The 21,925-nt window shown below is 66.5% G+C and carries 18 protein-coding genes; 8 read left to right on the top strand and 10 right to left on the bottom strand.

Annotated features, from left to right (window positions below):
* Nucleotides 1-314 precede the first annotated feature (314 nt).
* From KBI5_RS13490 to rfaE2, 8 genes are all read right to left on the bottom strand, one after another.
* Complete coding sequence (locus tag KBI5_RS13490; RefSeq protein WP_085015424.1) at nucleotides 315-1,715, bottom strand: GDSL-type esterase/lipase family protein; 1,401 nt, start codon at nucleotides 1,713-1,715, stop codon at nucleotides 315-317.
* 94 nt (nucleotides 1,716-1,809) lie between these two features.
* The gene (locus tag KBI5_RS13485) at nucleotides 1,810-3,549 is read right to left on the bottom strand and encodes a carbamoyltransferase C-terminal domain-containing protein (RefSeq protein WP_085015423.1); all 1,740 of its coding nucleotides are present in this window, start codon (nucleotides 3,547-3,549) and stop codon (nucleotides 1,810-1,812) included.
* A 51-nt stretch (nucleotides 3,550-3,600) separates the two neighbouring features.
* Nucleotides 3,601-4,764 carry a glycosyltransferase family 9 protein gene (locus KBI5_RS13480; RefSeq protein WP_085015422.1) on the bottom strand — a complete coding sequence of 388 codons (1,164 nt, stop codon included), beginning with the start codon at nucleotides 4,762-4,764 and terminating at the stop codon, nucleotides 3,601-3,603.
* A complete protein-coding gene (locus KBI5_RS13475; RefSeq protein WP_085015421.1) occupies nucleotides 4,764-6,029 on the bottom strand; it encodes a hypothetical protein in 1,266 nt (421 codons plus the stop codon). The genes KBI5_RS13480 and KBI5_RS13475 overlap by 1 nt, the downstream gene beginning before the upstream one ends.
* Nucleotides 6,030-6,035: 6 nt before the next feature.
* Entirely contained in the window at nucleotides 6,036-7,325 is a 1,290-nt protein-coding gene (locus KBI5_RS13470) for a cytochrome P450 (RefSeq protein ID WP_085015420.1), read from the bottom strand.
* Nucleotides 7,322-8,437, bottom strand: a complete 1,116-nt coding sequence (locus KBI5_RS13465) for a hypothetical protein (protein WP_133057027.1) — start codon at nucleotides 8,435-8,437, stop codon at nucleotides 7,322-7,324. Before KBI5_RS13465 ends, KBI5_RS13470 begins: the two co-directional genes overlap by 4 nt.
* Nucleotides 8,349-9,449, bottom strand: coding sequence for an NAD-dependent epimerase/dehydratase family protein (locus KBI5_RS13460; RefSeq protein ID WP_157902503.1), 1,101 nt, complete (start codon nucleotides 9,447-9,449; stop codon nucleotides 8,349-8,351). Before KBI5_RS13460 ends, KBI5_RS13465 begins: the two co-directional genes overlap by 89 nt.
* Before the next feature lie 8 nt (nucleotides 9,450-9,457).
* Nucleotides 9,458-11,506 carry a D-glycero-beta-D-manno-heptose 1-phosphate adenylyltransferase gene (rfaE2, locus tag KBI5_RS13455; RefSeq protein WP_277870101.1) on the bottom strand — a complete coding sequence of 683 codons (2,049 nt, stop codon included), beginning with the start codon at nucleotides 11,504-11,506 and terminating at the stop codon, nucleotides 9,458-9,460.
* An 853-nt stretch (nucleotides 11,507-12,359) separates the two neighbouring features.
* Here rfaE2 and KBI5_RS27005 point away from each other — a divergent pair.
* Nucleotides 12,360-12,551 (top strand): hypothetical protein, encoded by a 192-nt coding sequence (locus KBI5_RS27005; RefSeq protein WP_133057026.1) that lies wholly within the window; start codon nucleotides 12,360-12,362, stop codon nucleotides 12,549-12,551.
* A gap of 388 nt (nucleotides 12,552-12,939) precedes the next feature.
* On the opposite strand, the gene KBI5_RS13445 is transcribed toward KBI5_RS27005, so the two are convergent.
* Both KBI5_RS13445 and KBI5_RS13440 read right to left on the bottom strand, forming a co-directional pair.
* Nucleotides 12,940-13,152, bottom strand: a complete 213-nt coding sequence (locus KBI5_RS13445; RefSeq protein WP_085015434.1) for a DUF397 domain-containing protein — start codon at nucleotides 13,150-13,152, stop codon at nucleotides 12,940-12,942.
* Between the two features lie 13 nt (nucleotides 13,153-13,165).
* On the bottom strand, nucleotides 13,166-14,038 hold the full coding sequence (locus KBI5_RS13440) for a helix-turn-helix transcriptional regulator (RefSeq protein ID WP_085015416.1): 873 nt from the start codon (nucleotides 14,036-14,038) through the stop codon (nucleotides 13,166-13,168).
* A 427-nt stretch (nucleotides 14,039-14,465) separates the two neighbouring features.
* Between KBI5_RS13440 and KBI5_RS13430 the strand changes: the two genes are divergently transcribed.
* The 7 genes from KBI5_RS13430 (at nucleotide 14,466) to KBI5_RS13400 (ending at nucleotide 21,014) form a co-directional block, all read left to right on the top strand.
* Nucleotides 14,466-15,110, top strand: coding sequence for an ATP-binding protein (locus tag KBI5_RS13430; RefSeq protein ID WP_085015414.1), 645 nt, complete (start codon nucleotides 14,466-14,468; stop codon nucleotides 15,108-15,110).
* Nucleotides 15,107-15,418 (top strand): hypothetical protein, encoded by a 312-nt coding sequence (locus KBI5_RS13425; RefSeq protein ID WP_085015413.1) that lies wholly within the window; start codon nucleotides 15,107-15,109, stop codon nucleotides 15,416-15,418. The genes KBI5_RS13430 and KBI5_RS13425 overlap by 4 nt, the downstream gene beginning before the upstream one ends.
* Nucleotides 15,415-16,023, top strand: coding sequence for a hypothetical protein (locus KBI5_RS13420; RefSeq protein WP_241882859.1), 609 nt, complete (start codon nucleotides 15,415-15,417; stop codon nucleotides 16,021-16,023). The genes KBI5_RS13425 and KBI5_RS13420 overlap by 4 nt, the downstream gene beginning before the upstream one ends.
* Before the next feature lie 851 nt (nucleotides 16,024-16,874).
* Nucleotides 16,875-17,912, top strand: coding sequence for a replication-relaxation family protein (locus KBI5_RS13415; protein WP_085015412.1), 1,038 nt, complete (start codon nucleotides 16,875-16,877; stop codon nucleotides 17,910-17,912).
* A 295-nt stretch (nucleotides 17,913-18,207) separates the two neighbouring features.
* Nucleotides 18,208-18,723 carry a hypothetical protein gene (locus KBI5_RS13410; protein ID WP_085015411.1) on the top strand — a complete coding sequence of 172 codons (516 nt, stop codon included), beginning with the start codon at nucleotides 18,208-18,210 and terminating at the stop codon, nucleotides 18,721-18,723.
* Nucleotides 18,724-18,822: 99 nt separating this feature from the next.
* Nucleotides 18,823-19,413, top strand: a complete 591-nt coding sequence (locus KBI5_RS13405; RefSeq protein WP_085015410.1) for a histidine phosphatase family protein — start codon at nucleotides 18,823-18,825, stop codon at nucleotides 19,411-19,413.
* A gap of 806 nt (nucleotides 19,414-20,219) precedes the next feature.
* Complete coding sequence (locus KBI5_RS13400) at nucleotides 20,220-21,014, top strand: hypothetical protein (protein WP_085015409.1); 795 nt, start codon at nucleotides 20,220-20,222, stop codon at nucleotides 21,012-21,014.
* Nucleotides 21,015-21,925: the final 911 nt, after the last annotated feature.

Below are 21,925 nucleotides of genomic sequence, written 5' to 3'. Positions count from 1 at the left end.
GTTTTTGTCGTAAGCCTGAACCCGGRCTCGTTCACGCTGCTATGCGGGCGAGYGGGGTGGACGCGGAGCGAACACTCTTGATTGGCGATCAGATGTCGGACATCGCTGCGGCCGGGGCCGCCGGTTGCTGGTCGCTGCATGTTCGGTCCGGCCGGGGAGGCCCACCGACCGGTCCCCGGCCTCGTTATCTCGGCAGCGTAGCGAACCTGCATACGGCTGCGCGGATACTCACCTCCACCAGCTGACGTATCCGTTGATTCCYCGGACGTCGTACAAACGGGAAGGAAGGGAGCCCGCGGCTCGTCGGATAGCGCCTACCGGCGCGCCGGTACGACGTCCGCATGCGAATCGCTATCGGTAAACAGATGATGGTAGGTGCTCCGGGCCTCGGTGCGTTCATACAAGTCGTAGCGGGTCAGAGCGGGGATCAGGTCGGTGTCGCGCAGGCGCTGCTCGACGAGCCGGAGCATGAGGGCGTCGCCTAGCTCGGAGAGGTGGACCCCGTCGGACCAGAGGGTTTCGTCGGGGCGAGTTGCCGGTGACCAGCCGGCGAGGGCCTGGGCTGTTGTGGTGAAGGCTGGCCAGACGTCGAGGAACTGCGCTCCGGCGTCAGCCGCCGCGCGGGCGGCGAGGTTGTTGTAGCGGGCAAGTTCGCTGTTCATCGCATCGATGTCCAGGCCGGTGTTGTCCCAGCCGAAGGGAGTCTCGCCGATGCAGATCACCCGCCGGGCACCTGCGGTGAGGAGTCGGAGCATATCCCGGTAGTTTGTGTCGAACTCGTCAGGGCCGACAGCTTCGGTGGTTCTGCCTTGGAAGCCGCGCCAGACGTCGTTGATGCCGCAGCCGAGGAACGCCAGGTCGAAGGCACGAGTCTTGGGTGGGACACTGCGCCCGACGATGTTGAGGATGTCGCGGGAGGTCGCTCCGCCTTCACCGTGGTTGTCGAAGGCGAACCCGAGATAGGGCCAGGCGACCTGGAGAGCGAGATGCAGGCGCTGAACGTAGCCACGGTTGCGCCAGGCTTCGACGGGAATGGACGAGCCGACTGCGGGCAGGTTCGCCTGGGTGACCATTTGGGCGTTGTAGCCCTCCAGGTGTTCCATGATGCTGGTGCCGAACCAGCCGACTCGGATCTCATGACGGTCCTCGGTGGTGGCCAGCGGGCCGTCGAACGTGCGGATCGGCTGCGCGGGAGCGCCGGCGGCGACCGTGTTGGGACCGAGGGACCGGGTGACGGTCGAGTTGGCGCCGACGACGGTGTTCTGGCCGACGCGGACGCCAGCGGTGACGCTGACCTTGTTGGAGATCAACGCTCCGGTCTCGATGATGACGGGAGCGCCTGCGAAACCGCTGGCCCACGGTGTGGGTTCGCCGTCAGGCACGTGCGCACGCGACCGCTCACGGTGGTTGTGGTCGTGGATGTCGACCATGTTGGAGATTCCTACCCCGTCACCGAGGMGGATGCCGACCATCGAGGACAGGAACGTGTTCTCGCCGATGGCGACGTCGTCGCCAATGACGATTGTGCCGCCGCGGTGGACCTGGATGGTGGTACCTCGGCGGATGGACACGCGGTCGCCGACGGCGAGGAAGCCGCCGTCGTCGATCTCGACGCAGAGATCGGAAGCGAGGTCGCAGCCCTGGCCGATGCGGATGGCGGAGCCGAACCGTGACCGCAGCTGGTCGACGATCGGTGGGGTGTCAAGAACCGTCATGGATGCGTGGCCTCATGTAGTCGGCGGGCTGGTGGTCGGTCGGTGGTTCGGAGCCCAAGGCTAGCCGAGGTGGTTGAGGGCTGATCGTCTGGTGTCACGGTCCCGGCCGACGGCCGTCACTCTTGGTGACGAGGAACCCGCCGAGGGCCAGCGCATCGAGTTCGGTGGCGAAGAAGGTCCGCAACGCGTCGGTGGGCGTGCAGACCACGGGCTCGGCCTCGTGGTTGAACGACGTGTTGAGTAGGGCCGGGACACCCGTCTCCGCCTCGAAGGTGCCCAGCAAGCGGGCGTAGCGGGGGTTGGTCGCCTCCTGGACGATCTGCGGGCGCATGCTGCCATCGACGTGCACGGTGGCGGGGATTGTGGCTCGGGCATGGTCGGTGGCTGGGTATGAAATGACCATGAAGTCGGCTGGTCCGGGCTCAGCGATGAGTTTCTCCGCTGCCTCGGCCAGGATGCTCGGTGCCAAGGGGCGCCACATCTCCCTGCGTTTGATGTCGCGGTTGATCCGGTCGCGGGTCGCGATCGTACGCGGATCGGCGAGGATGCTGCGGTGCCCGAGCGCTCGGGGGCCGGCTTCGGTGGGCCCTTGGAACCATCCGACGATCGACCCAGCGGCCAGGGCGTGCGCGATGGGGTCGACGATGCCGTCGCCGTGATAGCTGTAGGGGATCTGAGTGCGGTCCAGAGTCCCGCGGATCTGGTCATCCGTGAAGGCGGGCCCCAGCGCGGTGGTAACCATGGGAGCGTAGGGAACGGACAGGCGACCTGCGCGGCGGAGACATTCGAGCGCAGCTCCGATGGCACAGCCCGCGTCTCCTGGAGTTGGCGGCACGAACAGCGCTTTGGCGCCGCTGTGCCGTCGCAAGACGCCATTGGCCGAGCAGTTGAGCCCTACACCGCCGGCGACACAGAGACGTGTACTGCGTGTCTGCGTGAGGGCGCCTCTCGCCAGCTGGAGGAGGCAGCATTCGAGTGCGTGTTGCGCCGACGCGGCAAGGTCTGCCTGGGCAGGCGTAAACTCGCTGTCGGCGATCATCCTGCCGGTGGCGAGATCGTACGTTGCCGGGCGGTGATGGGCGGGGACGCCGAGGTCCGTGAATGCGGAGGCGTAGGCACGCTTGAGYCGGTTGTAGTACGTGAAGTTTGTGTAGTTCGCCGTCTCGTCGACCGCTGGCAGGCCGTACCGCGACAGGTCCAACAGGTACCCGTCGTCGTGGCTGGTGCGAAGGAATTTCAGCTCGTGGCGAGGTTGCCCGTAGCCGGCAAGGCCCATGAGTTTACCGGAACTGGTCCAGTCACCGAGGCCCAGATGCTCGGCGACGGTCTCATAGAACCAGCCGAGTGACTGGGTGAAAGGGTATTGGCGGAGCACCTTCAGTCCGGCGGCGGTTCCGTGGTAGACGGTCGTGGACACGCCGTCGCCGGACCCGTCGGCGACAAGCACCACTGAATCGGCGAAACCAGATAGGTAGAAGGCTGAGGCCGCGTGAGCCAGATGATGGTCAATGATCGTCAGCGATCGAGGCGTATAGCCATTGAAATAGCCTGGGGCGAGCAGTTCGCGGATCAGCTCGCGGTCGGTAATATGGCCGGCTTGCTCGGGCCACCCGGGATTCCACGCGACGACGATTTCCCCCACGTCTTCCAGTCGAATACCGGCCTTCGCCAGGCAATACGCGGCGGATTGAGCGCAGGAGCGGGAGTCTTTGTTGTGCTTACGGCGGGTGAAGCGTTCCTCTTCGACGAAGGCAAGGATCGTGCCGGTGTCGTCGGCGAGGCAGGCTGAACTGTCGTGATGGTAGGGCCCGCCGAGCCCGAGGACATAGCCCATGACGTGACCCCTCTCGGTTACCTACGGATGTCGGCGTGGATGTTTTCATCGTTAGGTGAGGAGATTCTCGACCGCGGTGAACGCGTCGTCGGGCTGGATGGTGTCCATGCAGCCTCCTGCTCCGCCGCAGGTCACCTGGTGCGCGCAGGGTGAGCAGGGCAACGATGAGCGCAGTGCCGTGACCGTGGTGACGTGTTTGGGGATGACCTCGGCGCCGTTGCTCGGCCCGAGTAGGAGTACRCACGGTCGCTCGTGGGCGAGGGCCAGATGGAAGCCAAAGGAGTCTCCGGTGACGACCACGTCGCAGTGGGTGGGGAGTGCCGCGAACTCCTCAATGGAAAGTTGTGCATAGCGGACGAGGCTGCCGTGGGCCCCGTCGCAGGAGAGTTCCTGATGGAGATACTCGCACGCCGACCGATCGGTGGGGCCGCCGGTGATGACGAGCTGGTACCCCCGTTCCCGCAGCGCGGTACCGAGGATGAGCCAGTGGCGGACTGGCCAGATCTTGGTGGGCAGGGAGCCCCCGATGTTGAGGCATACCCGTGGCGCGTCGGTCCCGTCGGCGAGCAAGGTACGGACACGGCTGTTCGCTGCCGGGGRAACTTGCAGGACGTAAGGTTCGCCTTCGTATCGGTATCCGGCGACCTCGAAGTAGAGTTCCGTCCAGGTCTTGGTGTTGCGGCGTGTACGGTAGTCATTCCAGGTGTTCATGGCAAAGAAATGCCTGGCCGCGGTGCCGATCGCGTAGAGGCTGTTGTGCGGCCCGCCGTAAGCGAGGCCCGCCTTGTGGCTGGMGCGTAGGCGGTCGACTAACCCTGCGGCTGAAGGTGTGCGTTCAAAACTGTAGACGGCGTCGAAGGTTTCCGAAGGTAGATGGGCGGCTGCCTGCCAGTCGAATGGCAGAACTCGGTCGATGTACGGGTTCATGTGCAGCACCGGGGCGCACGCCTCGTCGACCAGCCATGTAATGTGAGCAGCTGGATTGTCGCGTTTGATTCGGGCAGGTAGCGCGGAGGCTATCAGCATGTCACCAAGCAAACCCAGCATCACGATAAGTATCCTGGTGTCCACCGGGTCGTGATGGTTGCAGTTCTGGCAGGGACGCCAGTACTTACAGGGCAGGCCGCCCAAGAAGTGCCGGCAGTCGGAGTGCCACAGGAAAGTGTCTTCGGTGAACTCCGGTTCGAGGAAGCTGCCGAGTTCGGAGCGTGGCATCAATGATGCTCCTGCGTGAGGACCGACCCAACGAGCTGCCGCATCACCGGATCAAGCGCTTCGTCGCGAGCTGGGGTGTGGTGCTCACGAAGGTCGTTAACGGCTGCGGCGACGCGGCTCGGCTCGGCTCGGTCGACGAGAAGCCGGGCGAATAGGTGCGCGAGCTGGTCCATCGCATCCGTGTCCATGCCAAGCCGGGTCACTTCCTGGACACCCAGCCGGAGCCCGGTACCGGAGGTCAGGTACGGCACGTCGATCGCATTGACGACGATCCCAGCCGCCAGCAGCGCCTGACTGRCATCGAAGGGGTCCATGAGCGGGGCGATGTCGATCCACAACTGGTGCGACCGGGTGAACCCCCGCTCGGCCGCGCAGACCGCGAAGCCCCGTTCAGCCAGTGCGCCACCCAGGTGCTGGGCGTTACGTACGGTACGCGCAGCGTACTCTCCGCCGCTTTCACGCAAATCGGCGACGGTGATCGCGAGAGCGGCGACATCGGCGACATGGTGGTGCGAAACCCAGTGACTGGCGTGCTCGTCGATCCTCTTGGCAAGGTCGTGGGAGTTGGTGAGTACGACTCCCTTGTGCGGRCCGGGGAACGACTTGTGCGTTGATCCGCCGAGGCAGTCGGCGCCTTCGGCCAAGGGGTCTTGGAACTGCCCGCCGGCGATGAGTCCCATGACGTGGGAGCCGTCGTAGTGGATCAAAGTGTCAGGTCCGACCGCGGCGCGCAGTGCTGGCAGGTCGTGCGGGAACAGACACATGAACTGGTCGAGATAGACCAGTTTCGGGCCTGATGTCGCTGCGGCGAGCGTGGCGAGCTGGTCGGTGTCGACCTCGTAGCGGCGTCGGTCGTATGGGAGCGCGACGGTGGCCAGCCCGAGGCGTTGGGAAAGGAAGCGCGTCGAGCCATGGYCACCGTCGGCCTCGCCGATGCTGAAGACCGTTCCGCCCTGGTCGGCCAGGGCGGAGACCGCGACAGCCATGCTGTTGAGCCCTGAGATCGGTTTGAGGTTGACGTGCTGGGCTCCGAACAGYACACGCAACCCCTCCGCCGCTGCTCGCTCGATGGCAGCGAGGTCGTTGTTGCCGGGCCAGGCCCAATTCTCCCCGTCGGAGGCGAAGCAGTAGCGGTGGATCACGTCGGTGAGGAACGGGAGCCGGGCCGCCAGGCTCATGGCGTTCTCGCTGGGCACCAAGTGCAGGCGACGAGCACTGGTCTGGTGGTAGCGGGTGACCAGGGACAGGACTTCGGCAACGTTCATGTTCGCCTACCTACCCGCCGTGGGCAGGACGGCAGGGACCGGCGCCGTGGGTGCCTTGACTGGCAGGTACCGCAGCTGGGTGGGGACACCGCGTGGCACCACCAGACGGTGTCGGGCGTAGGTCGCGGTCACGGCAGCCAGCACGACGAGCTCGGCGAGCTGCCTTCCGGGACAGGTATGCAGTCCGCGCCCGAAGGTCAGCAGGCTGCTCACCGAACGCCCGTCTTTGCCGGAAAAGCGGTCGGGGCGGAATCGGCCGGGGACGTCGTAGAGCTGTGGCATGAGGTGGTTTGCCGCTGGCGAGTAGRCTGCCCGCCAGCCCTTCGGAATCGGGTGCCCGCCGATAACGCAGTCGGCCGCGACGGTGCGCAAGCTGATCGGGTTCGGGGAGTGCAGCCGCTCCGCTTCCAGAAGGGCCGCTCGCAGGGCGGGGGCGGTCTCACGATCAACAAGTAGGTCCGGCTCGGCGAACAGCGTGCGAGCTTCGGCCCCGATCGCCTCAGCGAGAAGGTCATCTTGGGCAAGTTCTACCAACAGCCAKGTGAGTAGACTTGCGGTGGTCTCACGAGTTGCGATCAAGAGTGCCAACAGGTGGTCCGGCAGGCTGGCGGGGTCCATACCGTGTTGGTCGACGTACACGGCCAGGTGAGATAGCACGTCGCCGCGAGACGGGTCGGGGCCGGCGTTGATCCGTCGCTGGAACAGCGCTCGAAGCTCGGCGGCGGCGCGGCGGCCTCGCCAGTACGACGGCGAGATGTACCGCTGGGCCGACGGTACGTCCGTACTGCGCACGAAGAGGTCGAAGAGACCAGTGAGAGCCTGATGGTCAGGTTCGTGCGGACGCACGCCGAGGATGACCTGGGCACATACGTCCATGGTCAGGTCCCGGGCCGACCGGTAGAGGTCGAAACCCGCAGCCGCGGACCAGCGTTCGGCGTGACTCTGTGCGAGTCGCACCACCGTTGGCACGTAGCGGCGCAGCGGCGGCCCGACCAGACCGGCCAACAGCATCCTTCGGGCTTGGAGATGTTCCTGTCCTCGAAGGTTGAAGACCGCCTTCTGGAACAGGTCGTGGACGAGACCGGTGTTGTGGATCTCCAGATGGTCCGGCTCTGCCTGGAACAGAGCGGTAGGGCCGCTGGTGCCGCCGCAGAAGACCGTGGGGACGCCCGCCATGCGGACCGCGAACATGTCGCCGTGCTCGGCGTGCTGACAGACGAGATAGTCCAGTGGCTGGATGGCGAACCCGCGAGCCGACCCCGCCACCGGTAGTCCGCTCGCTCGTGATGACCTCATCTGCTGACTCGTTCGTCGCTCTCGCTGCGATCTAGCATTTCCAGGCTGCGCGACACGATCGCGGAATGGTTCAGTGGAGTGGCTTCGATCGCCGGCCGGCAGTCGCAACTGTCAGGAAGGTCGGCCACGTCTCCGGTCTCGCTGTAGCGGATCAGGCAGTCGACGATGTGATCGGCGCACGCTGGGCAACTGTCGGGAAACACCGACTCGAAGTCGCTGCCGCGCAGGTTGATGCAGGCCACCCGTACCTGCGTTGCGTCATGAATACGTCGAACTGTGTCGACAATCGTCCACAGGTTTGGAGGCTGATAGGCCCCGGACTCCCAGAGCCGCCACGCGACGGTGTTGCGGGACACTCGCGTCGGGCACAGCGTAACGCCTTGGACTCCGAGCGAACCTACGTACTCCACGGACGCGACAACATCCGTGATCGCCTCGCCGTCGGTCAGGAACGGCGGCTTGACCATCAGGTAGATCTTCGGATGGACGCCGAGTTCCTTCATGGTCGATAGCGCACGCTCGAAGGCCGTCCGGGAGATCCGCGTGTTGACGAGAGTCTCCCGGACAAGATCGTCGGAGGACTGCAATCCGATGCCCACCTCCAGCTCGACCCCGCGAAGAGCATCCACGAAGGGAGTCAACACAGCAGGGGTGATGAACTGCGGCAGTGACTCGACCACGAGCCGGCGAACGCCTGCCCTTGCCACGTACTCGGCGATGACGAGCTGGGCGTCACGCGGGATCTCGCGCGGCGCAAAGAAAGACCCATCGTTATACAAGGCCACGACGTCATAGGCCGGCTCATCTGGTGAGCGGGTAAGGACGTTGGCCACTTGATGCAAGAGGCTCTGGGCGTCGCCGCCGAGCCCGTAGTTGTTCTCGTTGGTAAATGGGCACATGGTGCACGTCGGAACTGAACAGCCACCAGACATGAGGATGACCTTCTTGCGGCCGACGAGCGCACCATCGGYTTGGCGTAGCTGGTCGTAAGAGACGAATCGTGGCGCGTCGGGTCGCGGTGCCTCAGCCGTCTTGCGCAGCGCCATCGACAGTRCCGACAGCGACCGGCGCAATTGATCCCGGTCGCTGTCTCGGGCGTCGCGGCTGGTCATGAAGGTCATCTCCTGTGAGCTGGTGGACAGTTCCGCGTCGCGACTTGGCTGAGCGGTCCTGGTTCTCGTCAGATGCGGAGCCTGGCAGGAACGATCGATACAACGCGGTAGCCGCTTCGCGGATCTGCTCTGCGGTGACCTCAGTGGCGTATGGGAGAACGCCGCGCAGCGCTGTCATGTCGGCGCAGGTCCAGTACTGGTACCRCTCGGGGATCGGATTAGGAACCAGTCGCACGTCCAACATGCCGCCGGCCCGTATGTCGGCGCACCATCCGAGGATGGTGGCAAATGAGGTTGCGTGTCCGGCGCCGAGATTGTAAACACCGGAGGGAACAGGCGAGCGTAGGAGGTGTAGAACGGTGTCGACGAGCGAGGATACCGGAAGAAAATCTCGCGCCRCAAGCAAAGTATCGTTGAACAGGTCGATMCGGCGGCCCTGTGCCGTGGCGTGTAGGAGCTGCCACAGAATTGATGCCATGACGCCTTTGTGGTCTTCGTTCGGGCCGAACACATTGGTGTAGCGAAGCCCGATCCACGACACCTTCCCGGTAAAATCCTGCATTCTCTCGTCCAACAACAGTTTGGACCGGGCGTAGAGATTCAGCGGCCCGGATGTCAGGGCACGATCGTCGACGGCCTGCTCGGGAACTGGAATTCGGCGGGAGACAGCACCATATACGCTGCTTGAAGATGCGTATATGAATGGTGTCGCACTGGCCTCGCACGCGCCGGCAAGCTGTAACGGCACGTCTACGTTCACGTCTTGGAGGAGATCCCACCGGTCCGCGAGCGTGTTACTCACCGCAGCCTGGTGGAGGACGGCGGCGAATTCTCCCGACCGAATCCTGGCCAGGATAGTCGGATCAGCGGCGTCGGCCTGAACGATGGGGACCCCRCCCCCGGAGAGGGGGCCAGCAGCCCTACGGTCGACCGCTGTCACGGCCCAGCCGTCAGCATGGCAAGCCGCGGCGAGGTGGCCTCCTATGAAGCCTGCCGCACCGGTCACGAGCACACCACCCGTCATACAGCGCGCTCCGAGTCGTCGCGTCTGCGGACAGCCTGCTCGATCAGGGATGTCGTGGAACGGCCGTCCAGATACGGCGCCAGCACCACCTGCCCGCCGGCCTGCTCGACTACTGCCCGTTCGACGATGTCACCGATCGCGTAGTCGCCGCCCTTGACGAAGAGATGCGGCCGAAGCTGGCTGAGTAGATCGGCGGGTGTGTCCTGATCGAAGAGAACGACCGCGTCTACGCAGGACAGCGCCTGTAGAACACCAGCCCGATCTTCCTCTGAAACCAGGGGACGGCCCTTTCCTTTCAGTCGGGTCACGGACGCATCGCTGTTCAGGCAGACGATGAGACAGTCCCCAAGCTGGCGGGCGTGCTGGAGCAGTGCGACGTGGCCGCGATGCAGCAGGTCGAAACAGCCGCCAGTCGCTACAACGGTCCCGCCTCCAGCTCGAACACGGGCGGCAAGCGACCGAGCGTCAGCGACGCCGTGCACTGTTGGCGGACCGGCCGAGGATGCGCCGAGGTCCATTCCTCTCACGACGTAGTCGGCTGCGACGGCGACCGCTCGCGTCACAGCCGTTGACGGCAGGACGCCGGCCCCGAGCAGAACAGCGGTGGTGGCCGCGAAACAGTCGCCCGCTCCGCGAGCGTCCCCGCCGAACACGATGGGAGCAGGGATGACCAACGGGGGCGCAGTATCGTCGTTGACCAGCACCACACCGTCGCGACCCTGAGTAACCGCGACCTGGGCAACCCGCCAGGTTTTCCGGAGGCGACGCGCTCGCTCGATGTCTCCCTTGGTACCGGCCGGAGAGATACCGGACGCGAAATGATCAGCTTCTCGGCTGTTCGGCGTCGCCAGGAGGATGCCCGCGACCGGCGGCGGTCCCAGCGGGTGCGGGTCCCAGACCACCGGAGTCCGACCGGCAAGCTCTGACAGGGCCTGGCGAACATCCTCGGCCGCCGCCACTCCGCGACCGTAGTCGCAGACCAATACGGCCCCAGCAGAGCGAATCGCCTTTCGCCCATCCACGGGGAGGCGCCCGAGGGAGCTGGGCGGATTCGCATGGTCGAGCATCAGGAGAGTCTGCTGGCCAGCGCGGACCCGAGTCTTCACTGCCGTCGGGGACGACGTCCCGAGATTGACGATCGACACGCCCGCGTCCGTCAGCATCTCCGTGACGAGATCGGCCGCGCTGTCGGAACCGAGCGCCGTAATCAGAGTGACCCGATGTCCGTCCTTGGCTGCTAGCAGGGCCGCGAGCCCCGCGCCACCCGGGCGGACGTCGTCTTTCAGTGAACTGACCACCGGCACGGGAGCTTCCGGAGAAACCCTTTTCACCTCACCCGTGATGTCGGTGTCGAGCAGGACGTCACCCAAGACAACCAAATCGACCTGTCTGTCGGACGACGACCGTCTCATCGGACCCACCGACTGGTCTTTCACGGCTACCGCTACAGCGACAGGCGTAGCCATTATTTTCTCCTCGCCTATTTCAGGCTGGCCGAGTACACCATCAACGGCGGCACATAGCATATGGACCGCGACAAGATGGCACTCCTGCACATGTGCTGCGGACTCGGAGACGACATCGACGTACTCGTGAGAAGCTTCCGCGATCGGATTCGGCGCCGGCCCAGTCAACGCCCACGTTATTATGCCCAAGTCACGCGCAGCCGCCACCGCGCGTAGGAGATTCGGACTACGCCCAGATGTCGACATAGTGATCAATACATCGCCCGGTCGACCATGRGCTCGCACCTGGCGCGCGAAGATCTCTTCAAATCCGAAGTCATTTCCTATCGCAGTGAGCGTCGACGTATCGACGGTCAGGGCAAGCGCAGATAGCGGCATACGGTCGGCTTGAAAGCGGCCGACAAGTTCAGCAACCAAGTGCTGCGCATGTGCCRCCGATCCACCATTACCCGCCGCCAGGAGCCGGCCGCCTGGCGGAAGGATCGCGGCAATAGCGCGTCCCCACCGCCGCAGCTGGACGTCATTCATGGTCGGTAGGGCCTTAATCAGACCAGCAATATGATCGCTGCTCTGCTRCAAAGCCTGACCTCCGTATGCCGCGRTACCTTCAGCCGTTTCACACCCTGAATGTCGAGGGTCGCGATCTTGCGCGATGTTACGCAGAGCCACGCTCCAGACGGCCAGGCTCAGGCTCGGCGACGCCCCCTCTGCTGCGATCAGCGGCCAGTTGTTGACTATCCGTGTATAACACCATCGGACTGTCGCGCGCAGGTCATCCGGCCAATCGCTGTCCGTCATCGTGAACGTCTCATGTACCACGTCGAGGGGGACCGGTCGCCTGATCGGCGCAGCCCCGTCYCCTCGGCCCACCGCAAGCCTTCGCCGTCGTGCTGAGCCGGTCATCTGGAACCTCGGGCGCGGCTGCGAAGGCGGACTGACTCGTGAACCAACCGGGCCCGTGCGGTGACCTGGGCACCCCCCAGTCGTCATCAAGGTGCTCCCATCTCGGTACTCCGTACAGGCAAGACGGCGCGAAAAGATCCCTGCGTTACCCTGGACTCAAGATCAAGTCACGGTGAGGTGGCTGCTTCTGGACGATGYGCCTTCGCCGGGGTACGAGTCATTCATTGCGCCACGAACATCTGGCCTTTGCGCTCACCTGGACGGCTGAACTGCGGAAACGGCGAGCCGCGGACCCCTGCGCGGCCGTTGACAGCGGCCCATCCGCCTGGCGCGAACGCCGAGTCATTCCCGCGCGGTGGGGTCCCGGCTCCAGTTCTCCCTGGCGCCTGCACCAGGGAGAATCTGCGCGAGGAACAGGGGCCTAATCCGTGCTCGGGGCGAAAAGGAGYGGGACGAGTTGCTCGTCGGGGGTGAGTGAGCCGTGGTGGCCGATGAAGCGGCTSGACGTAGTTCGCCTTCGGATCGGACCATGGTTGTCCAGCGCGGCGGCGACGAGATCGCCGATGCGTGGGCGGATGTGGGCGGCGACCTGTGGGCCGAACCATCCCATGTCGATGGCGTCGTCTCGGCGGGTGACCAGGGCTCGCGCGCCGAGCACGTCGTGCCAGGTGCGCYACATGTCATCGGTCGCAGCAACGGTTCGTTGCCGAGGTCGATCTGATCGCCCTCGGCTCCTGAGACCATGCCATGGTCCGCGGTGATCACGAGCATGCTGTCCGCCGGGAGCCTCGCGGTGATCGTCGCCGCGAGGTGGTCGACGACGGCCAGCTGCTGCCGACCAGGCATCTTTCATTGGAACGTCTGCCGCACAGAGTAGAGAATCAAGAGAGTTGGGGCTGGCAGACATACGGCTGAGACCGTCAAGAGAACCTATGCGCGGCAGGTCCCGGCGGCGGACCAGGCTCGTCGGGAAATGGGGATCGGCGACCGACTACTGTCCGGATACTTCATACTGGACATGTGCCCCCACGGGCAGAGATTGCCATGGTCTGTAACCATGATCRATCAGTCGGCTGCGCTATCCCACGATTCTCGACACGCTCAACTGGCTACTGCGGGATCTCGAATTCCCGGTCCTTCACCCCGCGGAGGAACGCATCCCATTCGCCCGGCGTGAAGATCAGAGCTGGTCCGTGCTGATTCTTGGAGTCACGCACAGCGACCTGTCCAGCGCCCAAAAAGGCGACCTCGACGCACTGGCCGTTGCCGCCGCTGTGGCTGCTCTTGCGCCACGCTGCCGCAGCGAGATCTATCTGCTGCACGGTCTGCACCTTCTCACTCCTTGCCCTCCGCTGCCAGGCTGGCGATCAGGCTCGTCGAGCCGTCGGGGCTGAGGGCCACGGCAGCGAGGTTGTCGAAGCACAATCTATACCGCCGGAGGTCGGCCTGAGCCTCCAGGAACAGGTCACCAGCCATGCTCTCGACATAGATGATCTCAGGGTCGGCTGAGTTCGGGAAGTCCATGAGCACGAATGACCCGAGCATGCCGGCGTGCGCGCCGGCCGCGTACGGGATGGCCTGGACCGTGATGTGTGGTTCGGTGGCAGCCTCGGCGATCTTGGCCAGTTGCTGGCGCCAGACCTTCGGCCCGCCGACCTGGCGGCGAAGAGCGGCCTCGTCAACGACGGCCCACAGGCGCAACGGGTCCTCCTTGGCCAGCAGGGCTTGGCGTTCGACTCGGGCTTGGACGCGCTGGTCGATCTCGGTCTGGCTGGCCATGGGCAGGGTGCCGCKGATGACCGCGCGGGCGTAGTCCTCGGTCTGGAGCAGACCGGGGATGAACAGGGACTCGTAGTTGCGGACGGTGCGGGCTTCGGCCTCGAAGCTGATGTAGGCGGTGTAGTGCTCGGGGAGTTCGGCATGGTACGGCCGGAGCCAGCCTTGGACGTCGGACTCCCGGGACAGCGCGAGGAGGTCGGCGCGCTGCTGGTCGGTGACGCCGTACATGTTGAGCAGCGCGATCATCGTGCGGCGCTGCGGCCGGGAACTGGCCGTGGCGGTCTCGTGCCGGTAGAGCGTGGCGGGGTTGATCCCCGTCTCCTCCGAGACCTGCTCACGCGTGACGCCTGCGGCCTCCCGTAGACGGCGCAGCTCGAACGCCAAGCGACGTGAACGAACCGTCGGCGGGGCCTGTCGTTGCCTCGGCACAGGTAGCTCCTCTCCCGTCCACCGGCGGCGCTCTGCCGTCCGTGACGCACCGCCTCACAGTCTTCTGCGAGTCGTGTTTATGCAAGCCTTGCAAAACGCTAAGTGCGGGGGCATGCTACGGGAACCGTACATGGCCACGATCCGTGGCGATCAGGGGCACCCTTCCGCAGGACCGGACGCGCGTGACCCCGCTGACGTGACAGGGGGCGACGCGCATGGACGTCGGTCAACAGGCGGACCAGATCCGCGCGCACTCCGCGCAGATCGAGGCACACAGGCCGCACCTCGCTGCGCAGTCTCGTGCGCACAGCCCGCTGTCCCCGTCGGATGACCACCGCAAGGCAAGGCCCGGCGGGGACAGCGTCAAGCCGGCCACGACAGACATAGGCGATCTTGCTTCTCGTGTCGTGACCAGGCAGGGATCGGCGTGACCGCCCGGTCGTCGCCGCTGATCCGGGCGGCCGTGGCGCACTTCCCGGCGACCGCCGCCGCCGTTCCCGAAGCCCGTGCCACCACCGTTCACACGCTCACCGCATGGTCCGTGGACTCGGCCGCCGTCGATGTCGCCGAACTCATCTCCTGCGAGCTCGCCTCCAACGCCGTGAAGGCCAGCCGTCAGGACGACCCCGTGGCCATGCGGCTAACTCTCTGCGACGCCGTCCTCACGGTGGAGATGTGGGACGCCAGCACGGTRCTGCCGGTCCTCACCGCGCCGCATCCAGATCAGGAAAGTGGACGCGGGCTCGTACTCGTGGACGCGATGAGCCTGCGATGGGCCTGGTACCTCCCACGAGCCGGAGGGAAGGTGATATGGGCGCAATTGCCAGCTATGACCTATCTGGACATCCACGCCGCCAGCGAGGTCACCCTACCGACCCGATCACCGGCGCCTGGACCGGAACCCACCGCTCCCGTCACTTTCGCCAGCGACCCCGCCGTACTGCAACGCGTTATCGATCGTCTACGGGGGCTCGACGACTGGCACCGGCCACCCCCCGGTCACGGTGTGAGGGACCGCCGCGACACCGCTATCCGACACCGTGAAACCCGGCCGGGCGCCCTACGCCGATGACGATCGCGCGCCGGCCCGTCCCCGAACACCTGCGTCCCGTGGTTCTGCTGGCCAGGATGCGCCACCTGGCGTCCGCCGACCAGGTGACGCAGGTCCTCGACCTGTTCGTTCCCCCGATCGAACCGACCTCCCGCCGCTGGGTCGCGCTCTGCGACGCCGTTGACACCTACGACCGCGCTGAACGAAGCGGAGCGGGTGATCTCACGACCGCCCGTCACCAGGTCGACTCTGCTGCCTCCGCGGTACTCGGTCTCGATCAACCCCCACCTGCGCAGCGCGAGCCCGTCCAGCACGAGGAGCTTCGATGAACCGCACCACGCATCCCATGGCCCACAGCAGCCGTGGACGGACCGGCAGCGCCCCGCCCGAAGCCATGACGCACCCGGGACGAGCCAGCGCGAGAGCCAAGCAGAACGCCCTACGGCTCGGCATGCTCGATGCTGGCATGACCACCACGGAGATCGCAGACGAGTTCATCCGCCGCTACCGATACCGACCCCGCGCGGCGTTCCGTCACGCCCACGGCTGGACCCTGCTCCGGGCAGCGGACCACATCAACAGCCACGCAGCCCGGCTCGACCTCGATCCGGATGGTAGGGCCCCGATGACCGCGCCTTACCTCTGCGAGCTGGAACACTGGCCGTACCCGGCCGAACGGCGACGACTCACCCCGCAGATTCTCGCCCTGCTGGCAACGGTCTACGAGACAGACGTCCACAGCCTGCTCGACGTCCACGACCGCACACGCCTGCGACCAGCGGACAGGCTGGTGATCGACACCATGGTGTGCGACGGCATGTCCGCGTKCGGTTGCGGCCGAAGTCGGGAACGCGCGGTAGCGATGTCATGTGTGCCAAGGGTGCGGCTGGAGGAACTGGCGTCCGCCGGAAGTACGTTTCGGGCAGTACGTTGAACGCTCCTGTTCTGCGGAGAGACGGCGATCGAGCTGTAATGCGTGTGATCTCAGACACAAACTCCTAGGTCATTTGTCCTGAATGCCGTGAATGTCGACTTGCGGTTCCGTGTACCCGCCGGACCGCCCACCCATCGGCCAGAGGGAATGCGGTTGGGCGGCCCGGATTGAGGGCGTTGGTGCAGTTCAAGCGTTTCTGACGCCCACCCGAGGTGTTCTGGATTGGCGTCGTGGGCGGGGTTCTCCCGATGTCGTGTGCAGGGTATCGGAGGGTGGCCTGTTGGTGGTTTGGTCTCGGTCACGATCGGGGTAGCTTTCTGGGATCGTGTCGATTGCTGCCGGTATGAGGTTTTGTTGGTGCAGTTGTACCCGCGGTGCCGTCCCGTGTCCGCCACGCCTACTGCTGAGCGTTCACGGGACGCCGGCTCACCGCCGCCACGGGTGGCCCGTCCAATCGGGCGTTTCCTGTCGTACGGGTCTACCGGGATGGCGGTCTCGGTTGGCGTCTGGTCGGCCGGGCGGTTGCCGGCCTTGTCCGCCGATGAGGGCGGGTGCCCTCGCGCGGGGGCCTGAGCGGGGTGCCGCGGGTCCCGATGTCCCGGCCGGCGTAGCCGCCTGGCACGGACGTGCCTGTTGCGGTCGGAGGCCGGTAGTCGTCGCGTCGGTCGCGGCATCCCTCGCGCCCGGTCGGGCGGTCTGGCGTGGTGGGGACGGGCCCGCGCGCGCACCTCCGGCACCGACGGGCCCGTAGTGGCGCCTGCGCCTCCTGGTGGCCCCGCCTGTACCGCCGTGCTCCCGTCGTCCGCTCCGCCTGTTTGCATGACCGTCCTGCTTTTGGGAGACGCCTCCGCGTGATCACGAATCCTCCGCAGCAACGCCATCTCGGCCGCCGTACCTACACCCGCCCCGCCACCCGCACCGCCACCGGATACGACCACCTGCTCGGGTTGGCCCGCCACCTCACTCCCCGGGACCGGTGGATCACCCGCATGATCCATGAGCATCGGGTCCTGACCACCCACCAGATCGCCCAGCTCGGCTGGACGTCGCGCCGCGCGGCGAACATCCGGCTGCTGGAGCTGTACCGCTGGCGCGTCCTGGACCGTTTCCAGCCACTCGCCGTCAGCGGCCTGGCGCCCATGCACTACGTCCTCGACGTCGCCGGCGCGGCCGTGCTCGCCTACGAGGATGGCGTGGACCCGAAGAAGACCGGCTACCAGCACGACCGGGCGAAAGGCATCGCCCACTCCCTGCACCTGGCCCACCGGGTCGCGGTCAACGAGGTGTTCACCAGCCTCGTGTACCACGCCCGCCAACCCGACACGGCCGGCACGCTGACGGCCTGGTGGTCGCAGGAACGCTGCGCTGAGCACTTCGGYGACATCGTGCGTCCCGACGCTTACGGCCGCTGGACCGAACGCGACACCGAGGTCGAATGGTTCCTCGAACTCGACTACGGCACCGAAGCGATGCGCCGCCTCGCGGCGAAGCTCCTCGACTACCAGCAGCTCGCGACCGCAACAAGGATCACCACCCCGGTCCTGTTCTGGTTYCCCACCAGCCGCCGTGAGACCGCGGCCCGCCACGCTCTGACCCGCGCCCTGCGCGACCTTGACCGGCCCGCGCTGGTGCCCGTCGCGACGACCGCGGCCGACCTCACCGCACCGGACGACCACCTGGACCCCACCCTCGTCCGCTGGCTTCCCCTGACCCCGGCCCCGGCCGGTCCCGGCCGTTTCGCGCTGCACCAGCTCGACCAGCTCTGGCCCGACCGTTCCGCCCCCGCCCCCAAGACTGAGGACGCCGATGTCCCGGACAAGCCGGGACGGCTGCGCCCACCCCAGCCCATGCCCCCGACCGGCCTGCACGGGCAGCAAACCGCCGCCTGATCCCTGCTGTCACGACGGTCCCGTCGCGCGTCTCCCCCGGGCGCGCGGCGGGACCGTCGCCGTTTCCGGGGCCATCGGGTCCGGGGCCGCACCCCGACCTCGCGGCCTACGGCCTGGACAGTCGGGGTCTCACCCGCCCCGCATGAGGGATGAAGGAGCCGACCCGCCCCGGCCTGTGGCCGGTGGCGCCAGGCGTGTCCGCGTCGCGCGGACGGTCGGGCCCCGCCCCACCCGTATTTCCAGTGTGAGGCCGCCGCAGACCTCGCCACATCCGACGCACGAGAGGACCTGGGCCGTGAACACCGACACCTGGACGCTGGTCGAGGACATCACCAGCCGTGTGCAACACGCCGTCCGCGGCGGCGACTACCCCGCGATCCTGGGCTTGCACGGCACCCAGAATCTGGTCCTCACCGACCGGCCCTATCTGATCAGCTGGGCGACGGCGCTCGCGTTCGAGATCCGCGCCGCCGCGCACGCTCAGAGCAACRCCACCCACCGGTGGGTCTTCGCCGTCCCCCAGGTCTGGTACGAGGACGGCGACCTCATCGAGGCCCGGCCCCTGTTCACCGCACCCGTGCAACCCGGCGAGCAGGAAGCGATCACCTGGATGAGCTGCGACGACACCGACGGCATCGACTACGGCCGCGTCCCGTTCACCCGCCGCCCAGGCGGTGAACCCGTCTTCGACGACCCCGAGTACTTCACCAGCCCCGTCCGGCCCCTCCAACGCACCCCCGGCGCCGCCCTGCACCGCCTGCTCACCGCGGGCATCCCCGACCTCGCCTCACACCTACCCGCCCACCCCTGACCCCCACCACGGCCCGCCGTGGCGGGCCGCGGCAGCGAAGACAAGTATTGCAACCGGCCAGGGGCTGGAAGAGTCCTCCTCCGGCCCCATGATCTCTCTATGGTCGTCCTGCTCCTGGTTCGTCACGCCGTATCGRTCGCCCCGACCCTCGATGGTCCTGACGAGCACCATCGACCGCTCACCGTGGCTGGCCACGAGCAGGCGGTCGCCCTCGTGGCGGCCCTCGCGGGCTTCGGGGTCTCGCGGGTCGTGTCCAGCCCGTACCGTCGCGCGGTCCAGACCATCGAACCGACCGCCCAGGCCCTGGGACTGCCCGTCTGCCACCGTGACGATCTTCGCGAGTGGCGGTCGGGTCTGGCCCCGACCCCGGACTGGCAAGYCCACTACGAGCGGAGCTGGACCGAGCCCGATCGGGCCATCGGCACCGGCGAGACACTCGCCGATCTCACCTGCCGCGCAAGAAACGCCGTCTCTGATCTTGTGCTGTCGGCGTCGCCGGCGACGACAATCCTGGCCGCCACGCACGGCACCTGGATTTCCCGCGCGCTCCTCGCTCTGGGTCTTTCGATCGACTGCGGCTTCTGGCTGTCGATGCCCATGCCCGCGATATACCAGCTCAGCTTCGACGGCCCTTATCTGTGCGGCGCCCGAGGTCCGGGCCTCGGGAAAGAAGGGCCGGCAACGCATTGACCTCCCGCCGCCGAGCGCCGGCCGTACGCGACGTTCAGCGTCCGTCCCACGTAGGGCTGTGGGCACCGGAAAAGGCACGAGCCGCCACATCGGTGCTCCCCGGGCCAGGTGGGCAATCCGCGAGTGCCCTCACACAGCCCAGTCGAGCGGCGGGGCACGGACAGTAAGGTGCCAGCGATCTCGCCAGCGAGGCGTTCGCGCTGGTCAGGCGGCACGCTGACAGAGACCTGACCGTCGCTGCTCGTGCGGTGCCCATGCCGGCGACGGGCTCGTTGTCCGCCGATCCCTCCAGCGGCACACCCCTTTCCCGTCCGCTGGCGACACCGGTAGCCACAGTGGTTACCTATTTGAGCCGCTACCCCCCAGAAGCACAGCGCCGCAGGTCAGCGCCTGCACAGCACGACCCAAGCACCGCCCGACTTGGCTCCCCAGGAGCCTGGTTGATAGTCGGATGGCCTCTGGTGGCGTGCGTGCTGTGCCGCGGTCCGCGGGGACCTGCGAACAGACCCTTCTCTCCACCATTTCATTTCCCGGCCGTATTTCATTGCATTTCCCCGGGCTGCACTCCCTTTCTTTCTCCTTTCACTGTTCTTGTCTTTCCATTCCTTGGGGTTGCCGTCTCGTTTMGATTTTTCCAGCAACAATCCACCGAAAGGTCTCTGACCTGCGGAAACGCAATCCAAGAAATCCCCAGAAAAAGTGGCCGGAGGTATTGATTTCACCGCCCGAGAGAGGGATTATTAGATATCGGCAGTTGCGCGCGGCGCGCGACGCCAAATCCCCCCTCTTTCCGTGTGGAGACTTTCATGTCGCATGCGTTCTTTTCCCGTGAGATTCCGTCGACCGTTCCCGCTGAAGCCGCCACCCGTGAGGACATGGCGCGCGTCACCGAAGCCGACTGGGCGGCGATCGTCACCCACGCGCACCGGTACTGCTGGAAGGTGGACGCCTCCCGGTCCCGCAAGCGGGCCGACCGCAGCGCCACCATCGCCCGTGACGGCCACGCCGCTTACGGCACCGATGATGTGTCCGAYGACATCGCCCACGACGCGGTTCTGATCTACGCCCGCAGACTCGGAATGATCATCCGGGGCTGTGTCGTGGCCTCCGTCGACGCCACCACCCGCGAAGCCGACCGGTGGCAGTACCAGCCCCACGACGCAGACATGTTCCTCGTCGACCGTGCCACGATCCGCAGCTGGGCAGTCACGGACGCCGCCCAGCGCAACGGCTACCGTCCCACGCGCCGCGACACCAGCCCCGAAGAGCTGGAGACGCAAGCGGAGCATCTGGCCGCCGTGACCTACCTGTCCGGCGTCAGCCATGTGGTGTTCGCGGCAGCATGGGGAGACGGACGGGACTTCCCGATCCTGCGGCGGGTCATCGCCGTTGCCGGCGCCGCCGAGGATCTGGGACGTACCGGCGTGTTCGCCATCGTCGCGCAGCAGATCTACGGCGGAAAGTACGGATCACGCCGCTCCGTGATCAAAGTCCGTGACGCCGCACTCACGGAAGCACGCGAACTCACCGCCCGCTGCGACAGCATCCGCGACGCTCTCACCCACCACGACCGGCACCGACGCACCACCACCGGCGACTGACACCACCCCAACCCCCGGAGCCTCCGAGCACACCGCTCGGAGGCTCCACCCATATCCGCGACGCCACCACCAGCCCCGCCGGTCTGTCGGTGCCGCTGGCCGCGCCGGTCCCGATCACACCGGCCGCGCCGRCACCGTCGGTCCCGCCTGGCTCCGCCGGTCCCGCCGGAGCCGATCTCGGTTCGTCGGTCCCGCCGGCCGGTCTGGCCGCGCGTCCAGCTCCGGACGCGCAGGTGGCGCCGGTCCTGCCTGTGGTGTCGGTTCCTTCGGTTCCCGCCGATCCTGACCGGTCATGCGGCTCAGCCTCCGACCCCGCGCCGGTCCGCCTGGCGGCGCGCTTCAGCTCCGGCCGCGCCGGTCCCGCTGGTGCCTGGTGCTTGGGTCCGGGCTCCTGACCCGTAGGGCATGGCGGCCGACGAAGATCGCTGTGCAGGTCGGATGCCCAGCGCGTGTAGTCACGATGGACTGGCCCATGTGGACCAATGATCGCTGGCACCGGCCGCGTTCGTCACAGCGTCGCAGGTCAGCCCCCTGACACCCCGGACACACCAGCGGCGCTGATTGCACGTGTCCGCTGTGACGTCGCATCCTGTCCAGAGGGGTCGCGCTTACCGGCACGGTGCCGCGCGCCGCCCAGGCCGCTGGCCGTTCACCGCGTGCCACCGTCACGGCGCGGGCAACGGCGCCCCCGTGACGGTGGCACTCCCGTTGATAACCCTTCCCCTGCCACACTCGGCCCGCGCAAAAGAGACGCCGGGGAAGGCGGTTCAACCCGTCAACGTCGCTCTCAGCGGCCATAGCGGGCAGATGCAACGAAGCCCCCGGCGTCTGGGGGGCTTCGTTGGTGGTGTGGGCTACCGGGGGTCGTTCAGGTCGCGCCACACGATCCGTACGCGCTGTACCTCATCGCC

The sequence above is a fragment of the Frankia sp. KB5 genome, assembly GCF_002099325.1.
GTDB classification, from domain to species: Bacteria; Actinomycetota; Actinomycetes; order Frankiales; family Frankiaceae; genus Frankia; species Frankia casuarinae.
This window is presented reverse-complemented; position numbering and strand designations above follow the sequence as displayed.

Coding starts and splice junctions, on each gene's coding strand:
- KBI5_RS13425 (WP_085015413.1), top strand. CDS start 15,107: ATGACGATCGCGCGCCGGCCCGTCCCCGAACACCTGCGTCCCGTGGTT.